This window comes from Polaromonas sp. P1_F2, from assembly GCF_056405735.1.
On record NZ_JBFUBN010000009.1, the window covers coordinates 79,533 to 95,534 of the forward strand.

At 65.6% G+C, this 16,002-nt stretch carries 15 protein-coding genes; 1 reads left to right on the top strand and 14 read right to left on the bottom strand.

Annotated features, from left to right (window positions below; all coding sequences use genetic code 11):
* Positions 1-373: 373 nt before the first annotated feature.
* The 10 genes from AC1D0O_RS17760 to AC1D0O_RS17805 all read right to left on the bottom strand — a co-directional run bounded on the left by AC1D0O_RS17760 (position 374) and on the right by AC1D0O_RS17805 (position 11,588).
* The gene (locus AC1D0O_RS17760) at positions 374-1,981 is read right to left on the bottom strand and encodes a gamma-glutamyltransferase family protein (protein WP_477654823.1); all 1,608 of its coding nucleotides are present in this window, start codon (positions 1,979-1,981) and stop codon (positions 374-376) included.
* Between the two features lie 42 nt (positions 1,982-2,023).
* Positions 2,024-2,896, bottom strand: coding sequence for an ABC transporter permease (locus tag AC1D0O_RS17765; RefSeq protein ID WP_477654824.1), 873 nt, complete (start codon positions 2,894-2,896; stop codon positions 2,024-2,026).
* A 2-nt stretch (positions 2,897-2,898) separates the two neighbouring features.
* The gene (locus AC1D0O_RS17770; RefSeq protein WP_477654825.1) at positions 2,899-3,840 is read right to left on the bottom strand and encodes an ABC transporter permease; all 942 of its coding nucleotides are present in this window, start codon (positions 3,838-3,840) and stop codon (positions 2,899-2,901) included.
* Positions 3,841-3,862: 22 nt separating this feature from the next.
* A complete protein-coding gene (locus AC1D0O_RS17775) occupies positions 3,863-5,362 on the bottom strand; it encodes an ABC transporter substrate-binding protein (RefSeq protein WP_477654826.1) in 1,500 nt (499 codons plus the stop codon).
* A 97-nt stretch (positions 5,363-5,459) separates the two neighbouring features.
* The gene (locus AC1D0O_RS17780) at positions 5,460-6,509 is read right to left on the bottom strand and encodes an ABC transporter ATP-binding protein (protein WP_477654827.1); all 1,050 of its coding nucleotides are present in this window, start codon (positions 6,507-6,509) and stop codon (positions 5,460-5,462) included.
* Entirely contained in the window at positions 6,506-7,534 is a 1,029-nt protein-coding gene (locus AC1D0O_RS17785) for an ABC transporter ATP-binding protein (RefSeq protein ID WP_477654828.1), read from the bottom strand. The genes AC1D0O_RS17780 and AC1D0O_RS17785 overlap by 4 nt, the downstream gene beginning before the upstream one ends.
* Positions 7,531-8,250 (bottom strand): DUF1028 domain-containing protein, encoded by a 720-nt coding sequence (locus tag AC1D0O_RS17790; protein ID WP_477654829.1) that lies wholly within the window; start codon positions 8,248-8,250, stop codon positions 7,531-7,533. The genes AC1D0O_RS17785 and AC1D0O_RS17790 overlap by 4 nt, the downstream gene beginning before the upstream one ends.
* Positions 8,251-8,410: 160 nt before the next feature.
* Positions 8,411-9,370 (bottom strand): tripartite tricarboxylate transporter substrate binding protein, encoded by a 960-nt coding sequence (locus AC1D0O_RS17795; protein WP_477654830.1) that lies wholly within the window; start codon positions 9,368-9,370, stop codon positions 8,411-8,413.
* A 48-nt stretch (positions 9,371-9,418) separates the two neighbouring features.
* Positions 9,419-10,639, bottom strand: a complete 1,221-nt coding sequence (argE, locus tag AC1D0O_RS17800; RefSeq protein ID WP_477654831.1) for an acetylornithine deacetylase — start codon at positions 10,637-10,639, stop codon at positions 9,419-9,421.
* Between the two features lie 256 nt (positions 10,640-10,895).
* Positions 10,896-11,588: a hypothetical protein gene (locus AC1D0O_RS17805; protein WP_477654832.1), complete on the bottom strand. Its 693-nt coding sequence runs from the start codon at positions 11,586-11,588 to the stop codon at positions 10,896-10,898.
* 271 nt (positions 11,589-11,859) lie between these two features.
* Between AC1D0O_RS17805 and AC1D0O_RS17810 the strand changes: the two genes are divergently transcribed.
* Positions 11,860-12,369, top strand: a complete 510-nt coding sequence (locus AC1D0O_RS17810) for a DUF1993 domain-containing protein (RefSeq protein ID WP_477654833.1) — start codon at positions 11,860-11,862, stop codon at positions 12,367-12,369.
* A 62-nt stretch (positions 12,370-12,431) separates the two neighbouring features.
* Here AC1D0O_RS17810 and AC1D0O_RS17815 read toward each other — a convergent pair whose 3' ends face one another.
* From AC1D0O_RS17815 to AC1D0O_RS17830, 4 genes are all read right to left on the bottom strand, one after another.
* Complete coding sequence (locus AC1D0O_RS17815) at positions 12,432-12,830, bottom strand: hypothetical protein (protein WP_477654834.1); 399 nt, start codon at positions 12,828-12,830, stop codon at positions 12,432-12,434.
* Positions 12,831-13,280: 450 nt separating this feature from the next.
* Positions 13,281-14,327 (bottom strand): class I SAM-dependent methyltransferase, encoded by a 1,047-nt coding sequence (locus tag AC1D0O_RS17820; RefSeq protein WP_477654835.1) that lies wholly within the window; start codon positions 14,325-14,327, stop codon positions 13,281-13,283.
* A 182-nt stretch (positions 14,328-14,509) separates the two neighbouring features.
* Positions 14,510-14,974, bottom strand: coding sequence for a DUF4864 domain-containing protein (locus AC1D0O_RS17825; protein ID WP_477654836.1), 465 nt, complete (start codon positions 14,972-14,974; stop codon positions 14,510-14,512).
* Between the two features lie 121 nt (positions 14,975-15,095).
* Positions 15,096-15,968: a PhzF family phenazine biosynthesis protein gene (locus AC1D0O_RS17830; RefSeq protein ID WP_477654837.1), complete on the bottom strand. Its 873-nt coding sequence runs from the start codon at positions 15,966-15,968 to the stop codon at positions 15,096-15,098.
* Between the last annotated feature and the right edge of the window lie 34 nt (positions 15,969-16,002).

Consider the following 16,002-nt stretch of genomic DNA (forward strand, 5'->3'; position numbering starts at 1 on the left):
TACTTATTCCATTTCTAATTCAGTGCGAGAGTAGGCGCACCGCCGCAGACAGTGCTTGGGGCCAGCCAACGCCATTTATGCAAGATGCGTTGCGAGTCAAAAAAGCCTTGAGCAAGGCGCAAAACGCGGGCGGGGTAATCCCCGCCAAGGCTTTGCAACGCCGCGCAAGGCCTTTTTGATCGCAACCCGGAGGGAATGGGGTGAAAACGGCGCCACTCCGCGTTGCGCTCCTCACCCAGACTCCCGGTCTGGGATTCGTCGCGCGCCTTGATTGGCACCGTTTTCACCCCATTCGCATTTGCATAAATGGCGTTGGCTGGCCCCGGCACGGCAAGGCGGTGCAACGACCTATCGCGCTGAAGTAGAAATGGAATTACCAGGCGGCGATGGAGCCGTCTGCGCGCGGCTCAGTCCCGCCGCAGAGCACGCCCTCGGCATTGCGCCAGATGATCTGCCCGCGGCCGAAGCCCATGCGGTTGCCGGACCAGGCTACCTGATGGCCCAGGCCCGCGAGGCCGTGGAAGAGGTGTTCGGGCGTGGAGTGCTCGATGCTCACGCGCTTGCCGCTTTCCCATTCCCAGCGCGGCGCGTCCAGCGAAGCCTGCGGGTTCAGGCCGAAGTCCACGGTGTTCATCACCATCTGCACATGGCCTTGTGGCTGCATGAAGCCGCCCATCACGCCGAAGGGGCCTATGGCCCGGCCACCCTGGGTCAGGAAGCCCGGGATGATGGTGTGGTAGGGCCGCTTGCCGGGCGCCAGGCAGTTGGGGTGCTTGGCGTCGAGTGAAAAATTGTTGCCGCGGTTGTGCAACGCGATGCCGGTGCCCGGCACCACCATGCCTGAGCCGAAGCCCATGTAGTTGCTCTGGATCAGCGAAACCATATTGCCCTCGCCGTCGGCCGTGCTCAGGTAGACCGTGCCGCCGCGTGAGGGCTGGCCCGGCATCGGCTGCAGGGCGCGTTCGCCTATGAGCGCTCGGCGCTCAGCCGCATAGGCGTCCGACAGCAGGTCGGCCACGGACACGCGCATGTGCGCGGGGTCGGCGATGTGCGCCAGGCCGTCGGAAAAGGCCAGTTTCATGGCCTCGATCTGCAGGTGGTGGGTGCGCAGGCTGTCGCGTTCGCTGAAGTCATAGCCCTTGAGGATGTTGAGCGCCATCAGGGCCACCAGGCCGTGGCCGTTGGGCGGAATCTCCCAGACGTCATAACCACGGTAGTTGGCGCTGATCGGGTCGCACCAATCGACCTGGAAGGCGGCCAGGTCTTCCTGGGCCAGGTAGCCGCCGGCAGACTGCACAAAGGCCGCGATGCGTTCGGCCAGCGGGCCACGGTAGAAACTCTCGGCGCCTGTGTCGGCAATCGATTGCAGTGTGTCGGCATGGGCGGCGGAGCGCCAGATCTCACCCGGCTGCGGCGCGCGTTCCGGCGCGAAGGTGTCGAACCAGGACTTGTAATACGGTTCCTTGAACTTTTCACGGAACAGCGCGGTGGCCTGCTGCCAGGCCGACGCCACGGTGGGCGAGACCGGAAAGCCCTCACGCGCCAGTTCGACGGCGCGTGCCATCGAGGTCTTGAGTGGCAATTTGCCGAAGCGCTGCGCCAAAGCGGCCCAGGCGGCGGGCGTGCCCGGCACCGTCACGGGCAGCGGGCCGTACTTGGGCACTTCGGTCAGGCCCTGGCTGGTCAGTTTGTCGAGGGTGATGGCGCGCGGCGCCGGGCCGCTGGCGTTGAGGCCGTGCAGCTTGCCGCCGTGCCAGACCAGTGCGAAGGCATCGCCGCCTATGCCGTTGGCATTGGGCTCAACTACCGTGAGCGCGGCCGCCGTGGCAATCGCCGCGTCAATCGCGTTGCCGCCGGCCTGCAGCACCTGCAGGCCCGCCTGCGCGGCCAGCGGCTGCGAGGTGGCGACCATGCCCTTGTTGGCATAAACCACGTTGCGGCGGGAGGCATAGGGGTAGTGGAGGGCGTCAAAGGTGGGCATGATGGATGATGGAAAAGCGCGCCGTATTGGTGCAGGTCTATTTTATTTGTGCTTGGGGTCCAGCGCATCGCGCAGGCCGTCGCCCAGCAGGTTGAAGGACAGCACCAGCAAAAAGATGGACAGGCCGGGCCAGACCGCCATCCAGGGGGCATTGTCGACGTAATTCTTGGCGGTGTTGAGCATGCTGCCCCAGCTGGGCGCCGGCGGCTGCTGGCCCAGGCCCAGGAAGGACAGGCTGGCCTCGGCGATGATGGCGGCGGCAATCGCCAGTGAGGCCTGCACGATCAGCGGCGGCAGCACATTGGGAAGGATGTGGCGCAGCGCGATGCGCCAGTGCGGGTTGCCGACGGCGCGCGCCGCCTCGACAAAGTCTTCCACCTTCATGGCCAGCACCTGGGCGCGCGTCAGGCGTATGAAGATGGGGGTGGCCGAGACGCCGATGGCGATCATTGCGTTGCTGAGGCTGGGGCCCAGGAAGGCGGCCAGCGCGATGGCCAGGATCAAAAACGGCACGGCCAGCATGGCGTCGGTGAAGCGCGAGATCAAGCTGTCCGTCCAGCCGCCCACGTAGGCGGCCAGCAGGCCTATGGGCACACCCAGCACCATCGAGATGCAGACCGACACCAGGCCCGCCAGCAGCGAGGCGCGCGCGCCCCACAGCACACGCGAGAGCACGTCGCGGCCTATCTCGTCGGTGCCGAAGAGGTACTGCATGCTGGGCGGCTTGCGCACCGCGCTCCAGCTGGTGGCGATCGGGTCGTAGGGCGCGATCCACGGCGCAAACAGCGCAAGTGTCACAAAAATCAGCACGATCGCCAGGCCCAGCATGGCGCCGCGGCGCCGCATCAGGCGGCGCAGCGCGCGGCGGGCCGGCGTGGCCTCACGCGGAATGATGACGGGAAGGACAGCGCTCATGCTCAGCCCCTCAGCCGTGGATTGACCACAAAATACGCCAGGTCGGCCAGCAGGTTCAGCAAAATGTAGACGCTGGAGGTGAAGAGCACCACGCCCTGCACGACCGCGTAGTCGCGGTTGAATACAGCGTCCACGATCAGCTTGCCGAAACCGGGAATCGAAAATACCTGCTCGGTCAATACCGCACCCGACAGCAGCGTGCCGAACTCCAACGCGCCCAGCGTGATGATGGGCGTGAGCGCATTGCGCAGCGCATGCTTGAGCACCACGCGGCGCTCGGTCAGGCCCTTGGCGCGCGCGGTGCGCACGTAGTCGGCATTGAGCACCTGCAGCATGGCGCTGCGCGTGTGGCGCATCAGCACCGCCGCGATCGCATTGCCCAGCACAAAGGCCGGCATGATCATGGCCGCCAGGTTGGCCCCGAGATCCTCAAAGGGGCTGACATAACCTGATGCCGGCAACCAGCCCAGCTGCACCGAGAACACCAGGATCATCAAAATGCCCAGCCAGAAATTGGGCGTGGACAGGCCCCACAGCGCGATCACATTGGCCAGGTAGTCCCAGGCCGAGTCCTTGCCGACGGCCGAGACGATGCCGGCCGGGATGCCGATCAGCAGCGCGATCGCCATGGCCATGGCCGCCAGCTGCAGCGTGACGGGCAGCTTTTCCTTGAGCAGGTCCAGCACCGGCTGCTGGATGCGCATGGATTCGCCCAGGTCGCCGTGGAACACGCCGGAGATCCAGTAGGCGTAGCGCATGGGCAGCGGCTCGTCGAGGTGCATCTTCTTTTGCAGGTAGGCGATCACCTCGGGGTCCTGGTTTTCCCCGGCCAGGACCGACGCGGCATCACCGGGCAGCAGTTGCTGCAGCCCGAAGATGATGACCGTGACAAAGAACACGGTCGGGATGATCGCGGCAAGCCGCTTGAGGAAGTACTGGAGCATGTGAGTTGGGCGCGGCCTGCTTTTACATCTTCAAACCCTGGATGCGCACCAGCCCGTCAGGCACAGTGCGCATGCCGGTGATTTTCTTGTTGTAGGCCCAAAGCCAGTTGCGGTGGAAAAGGTAAACAACGGGCTTGACCTTGTCGGCTTCAGCGGCCAGCGTGGCAAACACCTTGATGCGCCCGGCGGTGTCCAGCGTGTTGCGCGAGCGGTTCAGCAATTCGTCCCACTGCGGCCGGCATTCGCCGCTGTAGTTCAGCGGCTGCTTGCAGCCGTAGAAGCTGAAGAGATTGCCGTCCGGGTCGGCGCGGCCGCTCCAGGCCAGCACATAGGCGTCGAACTGGCCCTTGTCGGCCAGGTTCAGCGAGGTGGCGAATTCGGTGGACTGGATCTTCACGTCAAAGCCGGCCTCCTTGGCCATGGCCTGCACCACCTGCGCCACGCGCTGGGCATCAGAGGTGGTGGGCGTCATCAGCGTGAAAACGGGGTTGGGCACACCCGCTTCTTTCAGCAGCTGCTTGGCGCGCGCGATGTCGCGCTTGGGAATGGGGACGTTCTTGGCGTAGAAGCTGTTGGCGGGTGGCACCCACTGGTTGCCCGGCGTGGCCTCGCCGTCCATGGCGACCTGCACGATGCCGGCGCGGTCCAGCGAGAGCTCAAAAGCCTCGCGCACGCGCGGGTCGCGGCCCAGCGGATTCTTCTGCGCCTGGTCGCTCTTGCCGGTGTTGATGGTGATGCCCTGGTAGCCCAGCTCGGTGATGCGCGAGAAGGCCAGTTTTTTGTCGGCCTTGATGGATGCGATGTCGGAAGGCGCCACGCGCTCGATGAAGTCGAGCTGGCCGGAGCGCAGGTTGGCCAGGCGCACGGTGGCGTCGACGATGGGCTGGAAGACGACCTTGTCGAAGTGGATGTTGGCCTTGTCCCAGTAGCCGGTATAGCGTTCCAGCACGATGCGGTCCTGCGCCACGCGTTCGGTGAATTTGAAGGGGCCCGAGCACACCGGCCTGGTGCCGAAGTTGGTGGGCGCGGCCTGCGCGGCCTTGGGCGACACCATCATGCCGGCGCGGTCGGCCAGCACGCTGAGCAGCGGAGAGAAGGGTGCGCTCAGGTTGATCTTCACGGTGAGGTCGTCGATGACGTCCACCGTGGTCACGGGCGCCAGTTCGCCGCGGCGATTCGAGCCTGCGAGGGTTTTATGGCGGTCTATGTTGAACTTCACGGCGGCGGCGTCGAATTTTTCGCCGTCATGGAAAGTCACGCCGCTACGCAGCTTCAGGGTCAGCGCCTTGTTGTCGGCCGACCAGGTGTAGGAGGTGGCCAGTTGCGGCACGATGTTGAGTTTTTCGTCGATGTCGACCAGCTTGTCGCACAGTGAGGAAAACACGATGCGGCTCACGAAGCTGCGCGCCAGCGTCGGGTCCAGCACGTCCGGGTCTTCGGCCAGGCCTATGCGCAGGGTTTGGGCCTGGGTGGCGCAGGCGGTGGCGGCCAATGTCAAGGCCAGCAGGATTTTGGTGCTCATGGTTTGTCCTTTGCGGTTGTCGATTGCGATGATGGCTGGCTTGGATGGCCGTCTTGTGCCGGGGATCGGTGGGCGGGTATGAACATCGTGGTCTCCATCAGGCCGCTTGCGCATGAAAGGCGGCCTGGAGCCGGAGCAGCCTCTCGTTCACGACGGCGCCGCCCGTGATGCCGGCCGGCGCCTTGATCTCTTCCCAAAAATGGCAGGCCACGGCGTGGCCGCCTTGCGAACGCAGCGCGGGCACTTCCTCGGCGCAGCGCTCGCGCGCGTGGGGGCAGCGCGTCCTGAAGCGGCAGCCCGAAGGCGGCGTGATGGGGTTGGGCACGTCGCCCTGCAGCAGCGTGCGCTCGCGCTTGAGGCCGGGTTCGGGCACGGGAATCGCCGACAGCAGGGCTTGCGTGTACGGATGGCGGGGCTGCGCGAACAGGCTTTGTTTGTCGGCGTACTCGACGATCTGCCCGAGGTACATCACTGCGACGTGCGAGGCGATGTGTTTGACCACCGCGAGGTCGTGCGCGATGAAGACATAAGCCAGTCCCAGGCGGCGCTGCAAATCCTGCAGCAGGTTGACGACCTGCGCCTGGATGGAAACGTCCAGCGCCGACACCGCCTCGTCGCAGACGATGAGCCGCGGCTCCACCGCCAGCGCGCGCGCAATGCCGATGCGCTGGCGCTGGCCGCCCGAAAACTCGTGCGGGTAGCGCTGCAGGTATTGCGGCGCCAGGCCCACCAGGTCCAGCAGCTCGGCGGCGCGCTCCCGGTGCCGGCCGCGCGCCAGGCCGTGCAGGGCCAGCGGCTCGGTCAGCGCCTGCTCCACCGTCATGCGCGGGTTCAGCGAGGAATATGGGTCCTGGAAAATCATCTGCAGCTCGCGGCGTTTGGCGCGGAGGCGGCCGGCCGGCAGGGCCATCAGGTCCTCGCCGTCAAACCAGACCTGGCCCGAGGTCGCGTCCAGCAGCCGCAGCACCAGCCGCCCCACTGTGGATTTGCCGCAACCCGATTCGCCGACCAGCGCCATGGTCTCTCCGGCGTTCAGTTCAAAGTTGAGCCCGTCGACCGCATGCACGACAGCCTTGGAGCGGCTAAACAGGTGCGGGCGCACCGGGAAATGTTTGACCAGGTTTTCGACTTTCAGCAATGCGCTCACGGCGTCACCTCGCTGGGTAGGGCGGCTACGGCGCGAGCGGGCACCATGCCGATGTCCAGCGGCGCGCGCCAGCAAGCCGCTTCGTGGCCGTCGCCCATGTCCGTCAGCGGCGGCACTTCCTGCCGGCATTTGTCGACGGCGAAGGGGCAGCGCGGCGCGAAGCGGCAGCCGTCCATGCGTGTCATGGGTGTGGGCACCTGGCCCTCGATGGCGTTAAGGCGGTCCTGCGCCAGGTGCAGTTTCGGGATGGAGCCCAGCAGGCCGATGGTGTAAGGGTGCTGCGGCTCGGCGAACAGCCGGGCTACGGGCGCGCGCTCCACGATCCTGCCGGAATACATCACGGCGACCTCATCGGCCAGCTCGGCGATCACGCCCAGGTCGTGCGTGATCAGGATGATGGCGGTGCCGGTTTCCTCGCGCAGCGTGCGCATCAGGTCCAGCACCTGGGCCTGGATGGTGACGTCCAGCGCGGTGGTGGGTTCGTCGGCGATCAGCAACTGCGGCTCGCAGGCCAGCGCCATGGCGATCATCACGCGCTGGCGCATGCCGCCCGAGAGCTTGTGCGGGTATTCGTCGATGCGTTGCTCGGGCGAGGGAATGCGCACGCGGCGCAGCATGGCGATGGCATGCTCCCTTGCCTGCGCCGCGCTGATGTCGCGGTGGCAGCGTATGCCTTCAATCAGCTGGTCGCCTATCGTGAAGGCCGGGTTCAGCGAGGTCATGGGCTCCTGGAAGATCATGGCCATGCGGTTGCCGCGCAATGCGCGCATCGCGTCCACACCCAGCGTGGCCAGGTCGGTGCCCTCAAAGCGGATGGCGCCTGCGGAAACACGCCCCTGGCCCTTGGGCAGCAGGCCCATGATGGACAGCGAGGTCACGCTTTTGCCGCAGCCCGATTCACCGACGATACCGAGCGTGCGGCCGGAGGACACGGAAAAACTGATGCCGTCCACCGCGGCGAATTCACCGCCGCCTTCGAGCTTGAAGCTGGTGCGCAGGCCGCTCACCTCGAGCAAGGCCGTCATTCGGCGGCCCCGCCGCGCAGTGCGTGAAAACGTGTGATCTCGGCCTCGATCACGGCGCGGTCGGTGATGCCCGCCGGGCTGCGGCGCGAAGGCAGGCAGGTGCTGAAGGGCTGGTAGCGCTCCAGGCTTTTGTCGTAAAGGCGGCGCAGTTCCTGGATGGGGTCGGTGTGGTCGTCCACGCGGATGTCCAGTGCGCAGTAATCTTCTGTGGTGTAAATCAAAAGTGCGGCGGCCTGCTTGCCGCGCTTGTCGCCGCCCGCGGCTTCGCCGGCAGCGAGGGCGGTGATCAGGCGTTCGGCAAAAGGGAGTTGGGCATTGGCCTCATAGGCCAGCGCCGTGGCTTCAATCACCTGCGGGCCGGCCAGCATGTTGCCGGCGACGGAATAGCCAATGCCCGCCGTGTGGCCGCACCAGTCTATGCAGGCGCTGCCGGTGTAGCCGGCGGCTTGGCCGTTTGCGCCTATCAGGTGCAGCTGGCGGTGGTCACGGCCTTCGTCGGCCGAGGTCAGGCGCTTGATGATGTAGTCGGGAGACTGGCCGAAGGCCAGGCCGTCCAGCGCCGGCGCGGCATACAGCGGGTTGACCAGCGCCTGCGTGGCAAGCGCGCCGACGCCGCTGCGGGCGTGCGGGCACAGCGCGCCCACGGCAAAAAATTTGCTGGCAACCGCCACGCCAAACGCGCCCGATGAATCGCGCGCGATGAGGGACCAGGTCATGTATCAGACTTTCATCGCAACTGCGCCCTTGGTCGGGCGTCTCGTGCTCCCCGCAAACAAAAAGCCGCATGAAGCGACTTTCAAATAGCTAATGGATGACGCATTTATCATGCCATGCTTCGGCGGGCTGTGCCCGCCGACCAGGGCGCCGCTTCGCCGTTTATTCGACCTTGGCGCCCGAGGCCCTGACGACTTCCGCCATGCGCTTGTAATCGACCGCCAGCAGCTTCGCGAAGTCGGCGTTGCTCATGGCCAGTGGCTCGATGCCCTGTTTGTCCAGACGCTCCAGCACCACCGGGTCCTTGAGGACCTTGGCCATGGCCGCGTTGACGCGGCTGACCTCGGCCGCCGGTGTGGCGGCGGGGCCCAGCAGGCCGAACCATGAATCGAACTGGTAGCCGGGCAGGCCGCTTTCGGCGATGGTGGGGACATCGGGCAAATACTTGGAGCGCTTGGGCGAGGTCACGCCGATCAGGCGTATGCGGCTGTCTTTGGCAAAGGCCAGCGCGCCTATGCTGGCGGCGATCACGGCATGGGCGCGGCCCGAGATCACTTCGTTGATCGCCTCGCCCGTGGCCTTGAGCGGCACGTGCACCACATCGATGCCGGCCAGGCCGTTGAAGTAGGCCATCGAAAGGTGCGTGGCGCTGCCGACGCCGGCGGTGGCGTAGTTGAGCTTGCCGGGATTGGCCTTGGCGTAGCGGATGTACTCGGCGGCGGTTTTCGCCGGCACGTCGGGGTGGATCATCAGCACATAGTCGGCGGTGCCGATGTGGGCCATGGGGGCGAAGTCTTTTTGCGGGTCGTAGCTGAGCTTGGTATAGAGCGTGCCGGCGATGTTGTGGCTGGCCGCGCCCAGCACCATGGCGCCGCTGTCGGGCGCCGACTTGGCGACATAGGCCGTGCCCACGGTGCCGCCGGCGCCGGGCCGGTTTTCAATGATGACGGTCTGGCCCAGCGCCAGGCCGAGCTCGGTGGACATGGCGCGCGCCAGCAAGTCCTGCACGCCGCCCGGCGCAAAAGGCACCACGATGCGCGCGATCTTGGCATTGGACTGGGCGAGGGCGCCGCCTGCGGCAAGGGCCAGGCCGGTGCCCAGGAAATCTCGGCGTTGCATCATGGAATGGGTTCTTTCGGGTAAAGGGTGGTTGCGGCTCGGATCACGTTTTCAGTTCACGCAGATTTCATCGGCCAGGCGGCGCATGAAGCGCTCGCACCAGGCGAGTTGGTCGAGTGTGACCCATTCGTTGGGCTGGTGTGCCTGCGCGATGTGGCCGGGGCCGCACACGATGGTCGGCACACCGACCTGATGGAACAATGCAGCTTCCGTGCCAAACGACACCTTGCCGGCGCCCGAGTTGGCATCGACATCGGCGCACTTGAAGCACAGCCGGGCGATTTCGCTGTCGGCTTCCGTCGCGAAGCCGGGCAGCACCGAGTTGAGCTTGTGGCTGATGCCGGTATCGGCCGCCACGGCCTGCATGGCCGGGACCAGGCTGTCGGCAAAGGCCTTGGCTTCGTTGAACAATTCGACCGGCGAATTCATGTGATGGTGGCGAATCTCCCAGGTCACGTCGCAGTCGCGCGGGATGATGTTGAGCGCCGTGCCGCCGGCGATCACGCCGGTGTGGATGGTGGTGTGCGGCACGTCGTAGATCGGATCGAAGGGGCCCTCGGCCACCAGGCGGCGGTGCATGGACTTGAGGTGGGCGACGAATTCGCACGCGATCTCTACCGCGTTGACACCCAGCGGCGTCAGCGAGGAGTGCGCCTCGAAGCCGCGCACCGAGGTCTTGTAGGCGTGCTTGCCCTTGTGCGCGATCACCACCTGCATGCCGGTGGGCTCGCCGACGATGCAGCCGGCTGGCTTGTAGCCCTGGTCCACCATGTCGGCGATCATGCGGCGCACGCCTATGCAGCCGACCTCCTCGTCGTAGCTGAAGGCCAGGTGCACCGGGCGCTTGAGTTTGCGCTTGAGCAGCTCGGGCACCATCATCAGCGCGGTGGCGCCGTAGCTCTTCATGTCGGTCACGCCGCGGCCGTAGAGCTTGTCGCCGATGACCTGCGCCGCGAACGGGTCGGTGTCCCAGGGCTGGCCGTCGACCGGCACCACGTCGGTGTGGCCCGACAGCACCAGGCCGCCAACTTTGGTTTCGCCGTTTTCGGCGGGCAGTGTGGCCCAGAGGTTGGCCTTCTTGCCGCTGTCGTCATAGGTGCGGCGGCATTCAATGCCCAGAGCTTCAAGCTTCGCCTGGGTCCAGTCGAGTAGGGGCAGGTTGCTGTCGCGGGAGACGGAGGCAAAGGACACCCATTTTTCAATCAGCGGCAAGGCGGCAAGGTCGGCGGCCTGCACGGCGCTGCGGGTGGCGTTGGGAAGAGGGGCATTCATGGTGGGCCTTTGTGGTACGGCGTGGCGCCGTCGTTTCAGAACGGCGGCGGCCGAAGGAATAGCGAGGGGCGAGGGGCGAGGGGCGAGGGGCGAGGGCATTGCCGGAAAATTGTATGACAGCATACTATTTTGCGCGCGCGTCATCCTGTCCGGGCCGGCGGCTACGCCCGGGCAAAAAAAAGCCGCCGGATCGGGTGATCCAGCGGCGTTGTGCAGCCTGGAGTGGCTGGGAACGTGTGAGCGCTTGCCGGCAGTCTTATTTTTTCCCGCCGCCGCCGCCGCCGCCACCACCGTTGCCGCCTCCGTTGCCTCCGCCATTGCCGCCGCCATTGCCGCCGCCGTTACCGTTACCGTTACCGCTACCGCTACCCTTGCCGCCGCCATGGCCGGCGTCCTTGCCGGTGCCCAGGCCCTTGCCCGCGATGTCGGCTTTTGCAACGCTGTCTGCCTTGGCGGAATGGCTGGATGCCTTGCCGCTCTTGTCGGTGTGTGAAGCGCTGACGACCGAGCCCAGCGTCACACCCATGCCTTTGGCGATCTGCCCCCAGCCCATGCCCTCGCTTCTTTGCCCGAGCACGCCGCCCAGTGCGGCCGAAAGCTGCCCCGGCGTCGGATTGCTGATGCCTTGCTGGGCCAGCGAGGTTTTAGCCAGCGAAATGGCGATGTTGACGTTGCCGTAGCCCATCTTGCCTGTGGACGGCGACAGGCTGGCGGCGGGCGCCGTGGCGTTGGGGCCGGTCAGGCTGGGCCCGAGTGTGATGGCGGTGCCGGTGCGCAGCCCATTGACCATGGAGCGCGCGTTTTCCGGTGAACCAGCGAAGGCGCTGTAGTTGGCGGCCAGCCGGGCGCCTTCGGGGTTGCTGGTGGTTTGCGCGAAGGCGGGGCCGCCGCACAGCAGGATGGCGCTGCTGGCCGCCAGGGCTACAAGGGTTTTGGAGATGGTGAACATGATGGGGTACCTCACTGCGGGGTGCAGCCATGGCTTACTGATATTGATATTAGGAGTTTCTGCGTACGCAGAGTGCGTGTCGCGATAGCGTCCTACGTCTTTATGAGCATAAAAGCGCTGTCCGGTACCCGGATGTAAAACCACGCGCAAAACGTTGGCGGCATTTGCGGGTACCCGGCGACCCAGAAGCGGCTGCGGCTGAACCCGGCGAGAATGCGTCTCGCGGCATTGCGCCGCCCGGCCATTTACTCCTCACAGAAAGCATTTCCCCATGACCAGCAGCATCTACACCACCTCCATTCCCGTTTTCAAGCAGATGCTGGGCGGCCTCAAGGGCGTCCTGGCCAAGGCCGAGACCCACGCGGCAGCGAAGAACATCGACCCCAACGCGCTGCTGCAGGCGCGCCTTTTCCCCGACATGTTTCCCCTGCTGCGCCAGGTGCAGGTGGCCAGCGACTTCGCCAAGAGCGTGTCGGCCCGGCTGGCCGGCGTGGAAGTGCCCAAAATCGAAGACAAGGAAACCACGTTCGCCGAACTGCAGGCGCGCATAGACACCATACTGGCCTTCATCGAGGGTTTGGGCGCGGCAAAGTTTGACGAAGCCGCCACGCGCGAGATCGTCACGCAGGCCGGCACGCCCAAGGAAAAGCGCTTCACGGGCCAGTCCTACCTGCTCAACTATGGCTTGCCGCATTTCTTCTTCCACACCACCACGGCATACGCCATCCTGCGCCACAACGGCGTGGAAGTGGGCAAGAAGGACTACATCGGAAGCTATTGAGCGATTGAAGAGCTATTGAATCCATGCCGGCGCCCCTGCCGGGTGCTGGTTGCCCGCCTGGGCTAGTGCGTTGCCGGGCTTTGTGCCTGCGCAAGTGTCCCGGGTGTCGCCGGGGTGTGCGGCATCCCAGCGCCGGGCTGCCGCGCGGGCGCTTGCCACAGGCTGGGGTCAGGCAGCTTCTGGTGGGGGCAATTGGGGCTTCCGTCGAGCTGCCATGAAATGCCATGCAGCCAGTCGTCGGCATGCGGCTCAAAACGCTTGAGGTCGGCCATCAGGGCTTTCTCGAACGCCACCGCGTAGGTCAGCAGGCGCTGGTCCCAGTGTTTCATGATGATGCGCACGTGCATGCCTTCACCGTGGCGGCTGGAGGTCAGCAACATCTGGCAGTCCAGCCACTGCGCCGGAATGCCCGCCCGCCGGGCGGTGTCCCGCAACAGCACCTGGATCAGTTGCCGTCGCAAGCCAAGGGCGGAATTCTCTTCGCCAGGGGGAAGAGATCCCTCCGATTCAGGAAGGCTCGCGCCCGAAGTCCTTGCAGGCTCGTTTTTCGTTCCAAAGAGCTGGTTGAGTTTCATGATGAGCGGGCATCGTGTTGCGGCGCCGGACGGCTGGCAGGGCGTGCTTCACGCTGGGGTCCAGTGGTCGGCGTCATATGTTACAAGGTGTTAACAATGTCGACGAACCCGGCCTCCGAGTCAAGCCGCTACTCCTTTAAAACCGGAACTTTTTCATGAAAATGTGAATTGGACGACGCCTTTCTGTTGGCATCAGGTTTGAATTTTCAGAGGGGAAAGCTCCGCATCTCCCGAAGTGCAAGTCCCGGCGATCCGTTCGGGTCGAAGGACTCGCGCTGTGTTTGCGCTCCAGGCGCGCCGATCTCTTGAGTGTTTCTATATGTAACTAAATAAGCCTTAAGCCCGAACGAAATAGACGAAGGTGGTCTGCGGGAAGACGTGCCGGTAGAGCGGGCGGGCAAGCACCCGCGCCAGGTTTTTGGGTTGCAGCATCCCGGAGGCGCTGTTGTAGAGCCGGTAAAAGCTGGGATGCAGCGGCTTGAGGCCGAACTCCTTGCCGAAGGCCACCAGCGAATCGTGGCTGAACGCGTTGATGTGCTCCAGCGGGGCGATCGGCATCTGGTCGCCGGCCGAAAGTGCGCCGAAATTTTTCCCCTGGCTGATTTTTTTCAGCGCGGCCGCCGCATCGGGAACGCTGATCTTGATGACCCCGTCGCCCGACAGCGCGTCGCGCAGCTTTTCGAGCACCAGCCGGGGCTCCGTCAGGTGTTCGAAGACCTGCTCGGTATTGATGAAACGGAACCTCCTGGCCGGCAGGTCGCCCAGGCCGACGACCCGCAACCCGACGGACCGGCCATGGCGGGCGCGTTCCTCGGACAGCTCAACGCCCCACACATTGCAGCCGAAGCCCATGGCCATCTTCGACCAGTGCGCCCAGCCAAAGCCGAAGTCCAGCATGTCCAGCTCACCCGGCGGCAGCCCGAAGTGCTGGATGATGAACTGGACCTGCTCGGCGAGGTAACGGTATTCGTCAAGGCTGTAGTTGCGGTGTTCACGCTCCAGCTCGGTGCCCGGGACCCAGTCGTTGTAGATTTCACCGAGCAAGGGGTCGTTGGGCACCTGTTGCTGAAAGACGAGGCCGCAATGGTCGCAGCGGGCGAGGGCATAGACGCCCACGTCGGCCGCCCTGGACGCATGGCCTTCATAGTGTCTTGCCAGGTAGGCCTGGATGCCCGCGCCGGTATACGGCTCCTGGTAAACCAGGGACAGGGAGCCTGAAAGGCAGCCGGGGCAGCGGGTCCTGGTTTTCAGGGGTGATTCGCCCGGCTGCGTGACGCCCTGAAGCGGCGCCTGCCGCGACGTTGGCAGGCCTTCCCTGCGGGACGGTGAGGCCGGTTCAACCGGCAGGCGTGGGAGTTCAAGTGAGCTGGCAGGCATGTTCATGGTGGCTTCCGAAGTGCCGCAACGCAGCAGTACCGGCCACCTTAGCCGCTGGCGGGGTCCGTGCGGGTAACCCGCTGTAAACCGTGTATCGACTCCCTGTCGCGAGGAAGCCGTCCTGCGGCGGCAGTTTCGACGGCGCGGCGGTCCTGCCTGGGCGCCGATCCATGCCGGCGCCCCGTGCATCAGGCCATGCGGTTCCGGTTTTCGACCAGCGCGCAGCCGGTGATGCGCCACGCTTTGTTTCGTTGCCGCTCCAGGCTGTAGACCGCCAGCCACGAAGCGCCGCCGGCATCCGTCATCTGCACGCGCTGGATGGCCTGGTCGTCCTTGCCCTCGGCTTTCAGGAATGCCACCGAGCCCGGGCGGTACACCACCGGGTAGTCCTTGCGCACCATTGCCATGAAGCCGGCGGCGTTGCCGACGGCTTCACGCACATTGGGTGCCGCGAACGAAAATGCCTTGGCCGCATCGTCTTTGGCAAATGCGGCCAGCTGGCTTTCGATCACGCCGCGCACGCTTTTTTCGTCGGCCGCCGTAAATGGTGCGGCCTGTGCCGGCGCGGCGCCGAGCAGCAGAGCCAAGGCCGCGGCTCCGGCGGCGAGCAGGCCGCGCAGCTGCGCTGAAGCAAGGTTTATGCGGATGCTCATGGTTTTTCCTCCTGGGATGGTCCAGTTGTCGGCCAGCGATGCCATCATGCCGCAACTGCAACTTGCCTGAAAGTACGCAGCCGGCAGCGCGGCGGATGCCGTCCCCGGCCGGGCACTGCGGCTACAGGAGCTGCCCGCGCGCCAATACTACGACGCCGCCGCTGACCATGATCTCACCAGCCGCGTTGGCCTGCACCGTGATCTTGCTGGGGCGCCCGACAAAGCGGCCCTGCTTCAGCGTGATGAGCTCGCCCGGCGTTGCCGCGCCGTGCTGCAGCAGGTAGGCACCCACGGGGCCGGCCGCGCTGCCGGTGGCGATGTCTTCCACCAGCCCGGCGTTGTCCCAGGTGCGGCCCTCGCGCGCCGCCACGTCCAGCACATAAGCAAACTTGGCGCCCACCGTGGCCAGCAATGCCTCGAAGGCCGGGTGCACGATGCGCGCGCGGTCCAGGCCGCCCGCGGCGGGCACCAGCAGGTAGGGCAGGCCGGTCGACACGACCTGCAGCGGAAAGCGGATGTCCAGCTGCGAGGCCTCGAGGTTGAGTGCGGCCAGAAAGGCCTGGCTTTCGGCGCGGCCCAGCGGGGCTTGCAACGTGGCCTTGCCCTGGTTCATGCGGGCGTCGTAAGTGGCAGCAGTGCCCTCCAGCCGCGTGGTGCTCAGCGCGATCGCGCGCGTGCCCAGCATCAGGGTCCAGTCGGCGGCCGTCTGCCCGGCGGCATACAGGTGGTGCAGCAGGCCGGCCGCGCCCAGCAGCGGGTGGCCGGCGAAGTCGAGTTCTTCTTCCATCGTGAAGATGCGCGCTTCGAAGCGGCTGCCGGGACCGTCGGGCGTGATGAAAATGCTTTCGAACTGCCGCATCTCCACCGCCAGGCGCTGCATCGCGCGCGCCGGCAGCGGGCTTTCCGGCAGGAAGACCGACAGGCCGTTGCCGGCCAGCGCCTCATGGGTGAACACGTCGACCTGGTAGTAGCCCAGGCCCGGGAAAGATGTCATGCTGGTTTCTCCTGGGGACCGCCCGGCGATGGCG